Below are 9828 nucleotides of genomic sequence, written 5' to 3' on the forward strand. Positions count from 1 at the left end.
AATGATGTTCATTGTGTATAAAGAACTAATTCCTGAAAGTCATGGAGACGGACATCAGCGGTCGGCCACCGTCTCCTTCATTCTTGGCCTTATTACGATGATTGGATTGACGGACTGGTTCTAGCCAATGCTCTTAGACAATGGTGACTATACGAGAGTACATATACAAAAGACCCCAACACCATATCGGTATCGGGGTCTTACTTTTATAATGAAGCTAGCCGCTTTACTAAGTCAACCAATGTGCGCTCCCTACTTCGCTTGCTGTCCTTCCACATCATCACGAACAGGGAAGCTTCTTGCCCAATATAGAATCGGTGTCGACAACACCGAGATGATGAGCTTAATCACATAAGTGGTAATAAAGATTTGGAACCATACATCCCAAGGGACGATGCCGGCAAACGCAATCGTACAAAATACGAGCGAATCCGCCATTTGGCTAATTCCTGTACTACCATTGCTTCGAATCCACAGTTGGCCTGCCTTCGGGTATCTCCCCTTCGCCCAACTGAAGAGCTTCACATCTAGGAACTGACTGACGAAATACGCAGTCAAGCTTGCTACGACAAGGCGAGGCATCAAATCAAAAATATTCGACAGCGATGCTTGTGCCGTACGCGCCATATCAGATGCCTCTGGCGTAAAGCGAAGAGCCATCTGCATAATGATCGTCGTCATAATCAACGTGAAGAATCCGAACCACACTGCACGCTTCGCTTCCTTACGCCCGAACTTCTCATTCAACAGATCCGTCGTCAAGAACAGCGTTGCATTCGCCGTGTTGCCGAGCGTCATGACGATGCCGAACATTTCAATCGTCTTCCCAACTTGGATATTGGCGATAACCGTCATTACACCAATCCAAGCATATAGTCCCGACTTGCCAAATGCCCGGTAACAAATCAAGAAGAAGGCAAAGTTCGCAAGCACGAACAGAATGCCCCAAGTAAAGTTGAACATATAATAAACTTCCTCCCTAGTTTTGATTACGCGGGATGGTTACGAACCGCGGCGCCTAGGCGCAAGCCATAACTTTACCATATGCATACCTAACATGCCAATAGAAAAATATCACTGAAATGCAATGCAATTATCCTTTATATTAAGTGGAAGCAATTATTTAACATGGATGGATGAACGTTACCGTCGCATCTCTCGTATATTGTGAGCGATATGGAGGGAATATATTGTCATACATAGCTGCATCGTCAATGCGCAGCTAATAAACCGTCGTGGAAAAAGTTTGGTTTAGTTAAAAATTTACCCTTTAAGTGTGACATATATCACATTCAATAGAGGTAGTTAATGTTAAAATAACATTGTAAATCAGTTAGTTATAATTTTCACAAAGTAATTTTGAACTAAAGAAAAGGTGGGGACTCTTTATGAAAAAGAAACTTGTACTGTTACTATCTGCGGTATTAGTAGTAGGTATGTTGGCTGGTTGTGGAGATAAGAAAGAGGAAGCTGCAAAACAACCTGAAACAAACACATCAACAGAAGCGAATAAAGACGCTGCTCAAGTAACATTGAAAGACGGCGACTACCATGCAGAATCTCCTGAGTTCGATGAGAAATCCGGTTGGAAAGAAACAATGGACATCACAGTTAAAGACGGCAAGATCACAGCTGTAAACTGGGATGGCGTTCATAAAGACGGCGGAGATTCCAAGAAAAAGCAATCTCAAGACGGCAAATACGGTATGAAAGCTGGCGGTGCTTCTTCCGAATGGCACGAGCAAGCTGAAAAAATGGAGCAAGAACTTATCGCTAAGCAAGATCCAGCTGCGATCGCTGTAAACAACGAAGGTAAAACAGACGCTGTATCCGGCGTATCTATCCACGTTGGCAGCTTCGTGAAACTTGCTCAAGAAGCACTGGCTAACGCGAAGTAAGATAAGTCTACTCCTTCCTTGATCACATAGAGATAACACGGAAGCTCCGCAGTAGGAAAGCAAAATGGGCACAAGCAGCGTATGAATGCTTGAGAGCCATATATCGCTTTTTTATTCGCGGAGCTCCCTTGTTCGCATTAGATAGTTCAATTTTTAAATATTGACAAATAAGCATTACAACGGGGTGAAACCATGAAAGAGATCGTTGTATTGGGCGGCGGTTATGGTGGCGTACTGACAGCGAAAAAGCTGGCGAAGCGTCTGAAGAAAGACAAAGACATTCGCATTACGCTCATCGACCGTAAACCTTTCCATACGATGATGACGGAGCTGCACGAGGTTGCAGCATGCCGCGTCGAAGAAGAAGCAATCAAAATGGACCTGAAGCAAATCTTTGCAGGTCTAAAAGTAGACGTTGTGCTGGATGAGATCGAGAACATTGATTTCAACGGACAGAAGCTGCAAGGCAGAAAGAAATCCTACAATTACGACCATCTTGTTATTGGTACAGGTTGTAAGCCATCCTTCTTCGGTATCGAGGGGGCAGAAGAGAACTCCTTCTCCCTCTGGTCGTTCGAGGATGCAGTTAAACTGAAGCAACAAATTCGTCAAATGTTCATGGACGGGACGAAGATTACAGATCCAGAGCTGCGCAAGCAAATGCTCACATTCGTCGTCGTCGGCGCCGGCTTCACTGGTGTCGAATTGGTCGGCGAATTGGCTGAATATCGTGAAGAGCTATGCCATGAGTTCCATGTGGACGAGTCTGAGGTTCGCCTCGTTGTAGCAGATATGGCACCGAAAATCTTGCCAATCCTGCCACAAAAGCTGATTGATAAGGCGGATAAGTATCTCCGCAAAATGAAGGTTGAAATCATAACAGGTGCAAAGATTTCCGGCGTTACGCCGAATTCCGTTATCCTTGGCGATAATGAAATTAAATCTAGCACGGTCGTCTGGACTGCCGGTGTCGAAGGTTCCGATCTTGTAGGCAACCTTGATGTACAGCAGCAAGGACGCAAGCGCATTTTGACAAATGACAAATTGCAGTCCGTTGATCATAAAAATGTGTATGTTGTCGGCGACAACATCTTCTATATTCCAGAAGGTGAAGAGCGTCCTGTCCCGCAAATGGTTGAGAACGCCGAGCACTCTGCTGGACTTATCGCACATAATATCGTGGCTGACTTGAAGAATGGCACGCATAAGTCGTATAAGCCAACCTTCCACGGCACGATGGTTTGTATCGGTGGACGTTACGGGGTAGCCGCAGTCGGTACGCCGAAGAAAATGTTCCACTTCACTGGCTTCATGGCCATGTTCTTCAAGCATATGATTAATATTGTGTACTTCTTGCAAGTACTTGGCTTCCATAAGATCTGGTCTTACATGATGCACGAATTCTTCCATGTGAAGAATCGCCGCAGCTTCGTCGGTGGACATTTTGCTAAGCGTTCCCCGAATTTCTGGCTTGTTCCGCTTCGGATCTATATCGGTTTCATGTGGTTGTCCCAAGGTTGGGAGAAGGCCTCGAAATTGCTGAAGGATCCTTCGCAGATGTTCCTCATCCCGCCTAAGGCGATGGATGGTGTGACTGCAGCTTCTCAAGCGGTTGATGCAGTTCATACAACGGTTGACGCACAGACAGCAGCATCCGCTGTTGAAGGTGCAAGTACGGCTATCAAGGCGATTCCGGTGCCTGATTTCGTTAAGGGCATTGTCGATTGGTCGATGGATTTGATGTTCTATACAAACGATGGCGGCTATACAGCAATGGCTTACATCTTCCAAGGCTGCATGGTTGCAGCTGAGGTTATCTTCGGTATTATGTTGATCTTGGGCTTGTTCACAGCGATCGCATCGATCGGAACTGTTGCGATGGGCGTCATGATTTACACGTCCGGTATGGCTCCTTATGAAATGTTCTGGTACTTCTTCGGCGGCATCGCGCTTATCGGCGGTTCCGGTAGCACGTTCGGTCTGGACTACTACCTGTATCCACGCCTGAAGCGCATTTGGAAGAAGATTCCGTTCGTAAAGCGCTGGTACCTGTATACGGACTAATTGCTCAACAAGAATAGATGGTATGGTGTACTGGAAAAGTAATGTGTACTTCGTGTCACATTACTTTCCTTATTTCTGAGGGAAGCGGGGGGTTCCCATGAATCGGCAACTATTGAATCAAACAAGTGACCTTCTGGCACAGCATCTCCCGTCGATCACCGGCATTCAATTGGCGGCTGGAACAGATGAACATCTGCTGCTCGACATGGCTCGCATGCTGAATGCGTACGACATGCAGCAGCAGGAACGCCAAGTGCTGCTCGGCTGCTACTGGCTGCTTCGTCAAGCACTTCGTACACATCAACATGTCCCGCAGGATGAACAGCTCGCAGGCAAGGCTGTACTGGACGGTGACTTCCTGCTCAGCCTGTACTATCAATTCGCCGTCCGCCACGGAATGACACAGCTCATTGTAGACCTGGCAACGACGAACAAGCGCATCCAGATTCGCCGTGTCGAGGGCGCTGTCTCGGATATGATGCTGCATCAACGAATGGGCCGTTTCGTGTCCACTCATTATAAGCAGGTGGCTTCCTATGGCATCATTTAACGGTACGCTGAGCGATCAGCTGAACATCTCCCTACGGCGAATTAATCGGGATTTAGAACGCGTTATTCTGCATGATCCGGATGTCCCCTCCCGATCCATTGTCGCGAAGAGCGTGTTGGATCTCATCCGTGCAGGAGGCAAGCGTCTTAGACCTATGATGACAATCGTAGGCAGCCGCTTCGGCACAGACGTGGAATCCGAAGATGTCTACCGACTAGCCTCTGCTGCCGAGCTTATTCATGTAGCGTCACTTATTCACGACGACATCCTGGATCAGTCTGATACGCGCCGAGGCCAGCCAGCGCTGCACTGCAAGACAGGCATCTATGACGCGGTTCACATTGGCAACTACATTATGTGCCGTGTCATCGAACTGCTAACAGCTAGCGGCAAGGATCATGAGCCTTACGCACATGATCTGGCGTCGATTACAACGACGCAGCTGTGTCTGGGTGAATATCAGCAGATGGAGTTGAAATACAATTTCGACCTGTCGCTTGATGCGTATTGGGAGAAGACGCGCAACAAGACGGCGCTCTTGATGGCAACTTGCCTGCAGCTAGGTGCGAAGGCAGCAGGCGCTGATGAACACGTAATCGATCAGTTGTACGCATTCGGCGATCAGCTAGGGATGGCATTCCAAGTACGGGATGACATTCTAGACTTCACCCAATCTTCGGAATCACTCGGCAAGCCTGCCGGGGTCGATCTGCGGAACGGACATGCAACGCTGCCGGTCATTCTGGCCATGCGTGACGCATCGATCGCAGCGAAGATACATGAGTTGAAGGCAGATTCTCCAGATGATGCATTCGATGAAGCCATTGCGCTTATTCATCGCAGTGGCACATTGGATGAAGCGCTCCAAATGAGTCATGAGTTCATGAAGGAGGCTTGGAATATAACGGAGCAGCTGTCTTCTTATCCTGCCCACCGGGATTTGAAGGCATTGTGGCATTATTTCGAAGCCCGCACTTACTAGTGAACTTTTGATCACGAAGCAATATCAGAGGAGTAAGAGTAATTCGACGTCGAATCTTGCACTCACCCTTGAAGAGCATATGCTTTCGAAGTATGTTTCCTACGGAAACATTTCAGGTGCTCATGTAGTTTCGACTTCACTGTGCTCCTCCCTAAAAGTTTTGCAGAGCAAAACTCGCTTCGAAAGCGTACCTTCGGGTTCCTGCAACCTTCTCGGTGCTGAAAAGTTTACCTCTTTGTACAAACGCTAATTGGCCGAATCCTTGTTCAAATAAGGGTTTGGCTATTTTTTTAGTATCAATTGTTTACAAATTGTACCGTTTACTCTTTTGTGCGTTAGGGCAAGGTGGTATTATAAATATGTACAGGCTGCTTGTCTGTCACTTACACCATAGATAAAGGAGGTTGAGGTACGACGATGAAGCCTCGCCAATTCGTAATAGAAGCAGTCATGCTGGCGGTCTATGGTCAACTGTCTGTGCCGACGCGTCCAGTCGAATATATAATTCCATACACGACGATACTCGAGCTGTATGAAATGCGTCTGGAAGGTGACCAGGTCATGCCTGACCCCGAGGAAGACGTATATGCCAAGCAGCAAATTGAGGAGCTCATCTCCTACTTCGAGAGCGAGCTGAACAAGAAGAAGATCGAACGTGCACTGACAGCCCCTTGGCGCCACAGTCCACCGCTTATTTTGCAGGGCAACGTATCCTGCATTGTCGTCAATGCGATGGATAACGCCCGCTATGGCGAGACATTCGACCCCGTCGAAACGGAACTTATCCTTACCGCTATACGTGAACAGGCTCCCTTACTTACTGATCAGTTCGAATATGTGGATCGACTGATTACGAACGAAATCCCGATTCCCATTTACGATATCGATGATTTTGAATATGCAATGGAGCACGAAGAAGTTCCCGGTGATTCCAGCACGAAATAACAAGAAACCTGCCCCTTTAGTTAAGGAGGCGGGTTTCTTGTTGTATATGGCTCTACAATTCGGAGCCAATGGCCTCAGCATTGAGAATATGGAGTGCTTAACCGTCCTGCTCACCTGTTCAACGATTTCTGCTGAGTATCCGATTCCCATACTCCAGGTATCTTCATCCCATTCCCCCTTACATACACTTGCTTCTCTCTGCTTTGAAGCGTATCCCAGTTACCATCCAAAACACCCAATTAACAGCATCAAAAAAAGAGTGATGAATACCTCAGTCATGTGGAATAGTAATATTGGAAGAAGCATATTTATTTTTACTTATATTACTATCTGTGGATGGTTGCTGTAAAACCACAACAAGTATTATAATTAATTTACACTCATTATTATACAATTCGCTACAGCAGGATATCGACATCAAAGGAGAGTTGTTATGCCCAATTATGATAAGAAGAAGATAATAGAAAGTGTCCCACAACAAGGTTTTTTTGGACATCCTAAGGGCCTTTTCACCCTCTTTTTCACAGAGTTCTGGGAGCGATTTTCCTACTATGGGATGAGGGCTATCCTTGTATTCTTTATGTATTATGAGGTGACACAGGGCGGACTTGGGTTACCGGAAGACATCGCGCTTGCCATCATGTCCATTTATGGATCACTCGTATATATGTCAGGAATCATTGGAGGTTGGTTGGCTGACCGAATATTCGGTACGTCGAAAGCGGTTTTTTATGGCGGAGTCTTGATTATGTGCGGGCATATCGTGCTGGCCATACCGGGAAATACCGCGCTTTTCTTTGTATCCATGATCTTGATTGTATTAGGTACAGGACTGTTGAAACCCAATGTATCCAGTTTAGTGGGGGATATTTATAAGGAAGAAGATAACCGCAGAGATGCGGGCTTCAGTATTTTTTATATGGGGATTAACCTAGGAAGCTTTCTCGCTCCTCTGGTTGTAGGAACCGTTGGGATGAATAATTTCCACCTTGGCTTCGGTCTTGCCGCTGTCGGGATGTTGCTAGGTCTAATTGTTTTCGTAGTAACTCGTCCTAAAAATTTGGGTATTGCCGGTACAGTCGTCGTTAACCCCCTGTCTCCTGCCGAGAAGAAAAAGGTATTTACCATTATTGCTGTAAGCATCGTTGTTCTCGCTGCCTTGATCACGATTGCGATTCTAATGGGCGCACTTACGTTTGACACCTTTATCAAGCTTGTTGGCGTGTTGGGAATACTGATTCCAACCTTGTATTTTGTCGTGATGTACCGCAGTCCGAAAACAACGCCCGTTGAGCGTTCCCGCATTATTGCGTACATTCCTTTGTTTATTGCTGCGATTATGTTCTGGGCCATTCAGGAGCAAGGATCTACGATTCTGGCTAACTATGCGGACAAGCGTACCCAATTGGACTTCGCGGGTATTCATCTTTCACCGGCTTGGTTTCAATCGTTGAATCCACTATTCATCATCCTATTCGCACCCGTATTTGCGTGGCTGTGGGTTAAACTGGGCAATCGCCAACCGACTGTACCGCAGAAGTTCTCTCTGGGCTTGCTGTTTGCTGGTTTGTCCTTTTTGATTATTTTGCTGCCGGCTTACTTTGGCGGTGCTGGTTCGCTCGTTAACCCATTGTGGCTCGTCCTCAGCTACTTCGTCGTTGTACTCGGAGAGTTGTGCTTATCGCCGGTTGGCCTCTCGGCTACCACGAAGCTAGCGCCTGCGGCCTTCTCGGCTCAGACCATGAGCCTATGGTTCCTGTCCAACGCCGCTGCTCAAGCCATTAACGCACAGATTGTGAAGTTCTATACGCCCGAGACTGAGATGTTGTACTTCGGAGTTATTGGTGGGGTGGCCCTCGTACTGAGTCTGGTGCTTTATTTGCTGTCACCTAAGATTCAGAGCTACATGAAAGGTGTAAAGTAAGCAGCTCAGTTCTTCATAAAGAGTTGCCTGCCGATTATTCCAACCATCAAAAAATCAGCAAACCTGCCTCTTAAGATAAAGGGGCGGGTTTTTTAATAGCTAATGTCCGTTTTTTCAAATTAGAGTGACACTGCCTTTACTTACGCTGGATTTGGAAATCACGTAGCTTCCTGCCTATACCTGACATGACTCTACCTATCCCTTTTACCACGAAGAAAAACAAAAAACATAACCACCCCAATAACCACATACGAGGTACACAAGATATAAAAAAGAACAGGATACTCCACTCTAAAACTAGGGCGCGCAACAATCACAATTATCCCGAAAAGCGACATAGTTACGTTCGATCCATTTATTCCACGGAATCGAATAAGTTGCATTACAAGTAGTAAAAGTATGATAAAAGCCGAGGTAATAATAAGTCCATCCACAGTTGAATCCCCCTTTAATTAGGAGCATGTTAGGAAATACCCATAAGATGGGAAATGGTTTATGAGGTACGCTGCATATTACATGCACTATCAACCCTTAGGTGTGGTGGGAGCAGAATATCTATACAAATAAAATACTTAACACGACGGTTAGAAAAGAAGCAGCACCGACTAATCTCGTAGGGTGGGTGAGCTTATAATTGTGGAAAGGTGCAATTCGATTAACAATAGCGAAGAATAACAACGTCCCAACAGATAGGAGCAAACCACCAATGAGCATATTGCCCATTGCATTTGCAATGCTGACCATTCGCTCCGATAAAAGGACCCATAAATACCCTAGAAAAGCATAGATAATAACGGAGAGTGCGATTTCTTTCATCTTCATTTTCTAACGCCCCCTTTTACAAGAAACGTGTTCGTAACTGCTCATATTATCTCGATGTCCGCATGTTCCAAATATTTACTATGCATTGCAACTATTATAACAAACGTGTGCCGAATATGATCAAACTCAATAAATAAAAACAGGAGCGATGTCATTGAGACAAAACTCCTGTTTTTATTCTAATTCCTATTTCAAGAAAAAGTCCGCCATCGTACAGAACAGAATGGTCATGCTGATGACTTGATTCAAGTTATACGATGCGACATTCATCCGTTCGCGGCTCGATGGTTTGATGATGTTATGCTCCAGCATCAGCAATATGACCGCGATTCCGATGCCGATTAAATAAACGGTGCCTAGACCCCGAATGACGAACAGTACGAGCAGCAGCACAACCATGATCGTATGCAATGAACGCGCGATGAAGAGCGAATCTTCGTAGCCGAAGATGCTCGGCACCGACCATAATCCGGTCTTGCGGTCGAACTCAATATCCTGCGTCGCATAGATGATATCGAATCCCGCAATCCACAGCATGACGATTGTGCCCAATATAAACGGCGTTACGGCAAACTTCCCAGTCACGGCGAACCAAGCACCAATAGGAGCTGATGCAATCGTAAAGCCTAAGTACAGGTGGCAC

General features: G+C 46.2%; 9 protein-coding genes and 1 pseudogene. 7 read left to right on the top strand and 3 right to left on the bottom strand.

The window, feature by feature from the left end; genetic code table 11:
- Nucleotides 1-124: pseudogene (locus AZ66_RS31565) on the top strand (ZIP family metal transporter); the annotation flags it as partial.
- Between the two features lie 128 nt (nucleotides 125-252).
- Here the strand turns inward: AZ66_RS31565 and AZ66_RS22600 are convergent.
- Entirely contained in the window at nucleotides 253-963 is a 711-nt protein-coding gene (locus tag AZ66_RS22600) for a queuosine precursor transporter (protein WP_044356919.1), read from the bottom strand.
- A gap of 425 nt (nucleotides 964-1388) precedes the next feature.
- On the opposite strand from AZ66_RS22600, the gene AZ66_RS22605 reads away from it, so the two are divergent.
- From AZ66_RS22605 to AZ66_RS22630, 6 genes are all read left to right on the top strand, one after another.
- Nucleotides 1389-1898 carry an FMN-binding protein gene (locus AZ66_RS22605; RefSeq protein ID WP_021258972.1) on the top strand — a complete coding sequence of 170 codons (510 nt, stop codon included), beginning with the start codon at nucleotides 1389-1391 and terminating at the stop codon, nucleotides 1896-1898.
- 192 nt (nucleotides 1899-2090) lie between these two features.
- Nucleotides 2091-3962, top strand: coding sequence for an FAD-dependent oxidoreductase (locus AZ66_RS22610; RefSeq protein ID WP_021258973.1), 1872 nt, complete (start codon nucleotides 2091-2093; stop codon nucleotides 3960-3962).
- 97 nt (nucleotides 3963-4059) lie between these two features.
- Nucleotides 4060-4512 (top strand): hypothetical protein, encoded by a 453-nt coding sequence (locus AZ66_RS22615; protein ID WP_021258974.1) that lies wholly within the window; start codon nucleotides 4060-4062, stop codon nucleotides 4510-4512.
- The gene (locus tag AZ66_RS22620) at nucleotides 4499-5494 is read left to right on the top strand and encodes a polyprenyl synthetase family protein (protein WP_044356920.1); all 996 of its coding nucleotides are present in this window, start codon (nucleotides 4499-4501) and stop codon (nucleotides 5492-5494) included. The genes AZ66_RS22615 and AZ66_RS22620 overlap by 14 nt, the downstream gene beginning before the upstream one ends.
- A gap of 417 nt (nucleotides 5495-5911) precedes the next feature.
- Nucleotides 5912-6439, top strand: a complete 528-nt coding sequence (locus tag AZ66_RS22625) for a hypothetical protein (protein ID WP_021258976.1) — start codon at nucleotides 5912-5914, stop codon at nucleotides 6437-6439.
- 433 nt (nucleotides 6440-6872) lie between these two features.
- Nucleotides 6873-8363: a peptide MFS transporter gene (locus AZ66_RS22630; RefSeq protein ID WP_021258977.1), complete on the top strand. Its 1491-nt coding sequence runs from the start codon at nucleotides 6873-6875 to the stop codon at nucleotides 8361-8363.
- Nucleotides 8364-8918: 555 nt separating this feature from the next.
- Here AZ66_RS22630 and AZ66_RS22640 read toward each other — a convergent pair.
- Nucleotides 8919-9185: a hypothetical protein gene (locus tag AZ66_RS22640; RefSeq protein ID WP_044356925.1), complete on the bottom strand. Its 267-nt coding sequence runs from the start codon at nucleotides 9183-9185 to the stop codon at nucleotides 8919-8921.
- 186 nt (nucleotides 9186-9371) lie between these two features.
- Nucleotides 9372-9828: UbiA family prenyltransferase (locus AZ66_RS22645; RefSeq protein WP_044356927.1), on the bottom strand; the 457-nt coding region annotated here is incomplete at its 5' end.

The organism is Paenibacillus sp. E194 (assembly GCF_000935845.1).
Taxonomy (GTDB): Bacteria; Bacillota; Bacilli; order Paenibacillales; family Paenibacillaceae; genus Paenibacillus_B; species Paenibacillus_B alvei_B.

Excerpts from the sequence above, each read along its gene's own strand:
- AZ66_RS22600 (WP_044356919.1), bottom strand. The coding sequence starts at position 963 with ATGTTCAACTTTACTTGGGGCATTCTGTTCGTGCTTGCGAACTTTGCC.
- AZ66_RS22605 (WP_021258972.1), top strand. The coding sequence starts at position 1,389 with ATGAAAAAGAAACTTGTACTGTTACTATCTGCGGTATTAGTAGTAGGT.
- AZ66_RS22610 (WP_021258973.1), top strand. The coding sequence starts at position 2,091 with ATGAAAGAGATCGTTGTATTGGGCGGCGGTTATGGTGGCGTACTGACA.
- AZ66_RS22615 (WP_021258974.1), top strand. The coding sequence starts at position 4,060 with ATGAATCGGCAACTATTGAATCAAACAAGTGACCTTCTGGCACAGCAT.
- AZ66_RS22620 (WP_044356920.1), top strand. The coding sequence starts at position 4,499 with ATGGCATCATTTAACGGTACGCTGAGCGATCAGCTGAACATCTCCCTA.
- AZ66_RS22625 (WP_021258976.1), top strand. The coding sequence starts at position 5,912 with ATGAAGCCTCGCCAATTCGTAATAGAAGCAGTCATGCTGGCGGTCTAT.
- AZ66_RS22630 (WP_021258977.1), top strand. The coding sequence starts at position 6,873 with ATGCCCAATTATGATAAGAAGAAGATAATAGAAAGTGTCCCACAACAA.
- AZ66_RS22640 (WP_044356925.1), bottom strand. The coding sequence starts at position 9,185 with ATGAAGATGAAAGAAATCGCACTCTCCGTTATTATCTATGCTTTTCTA.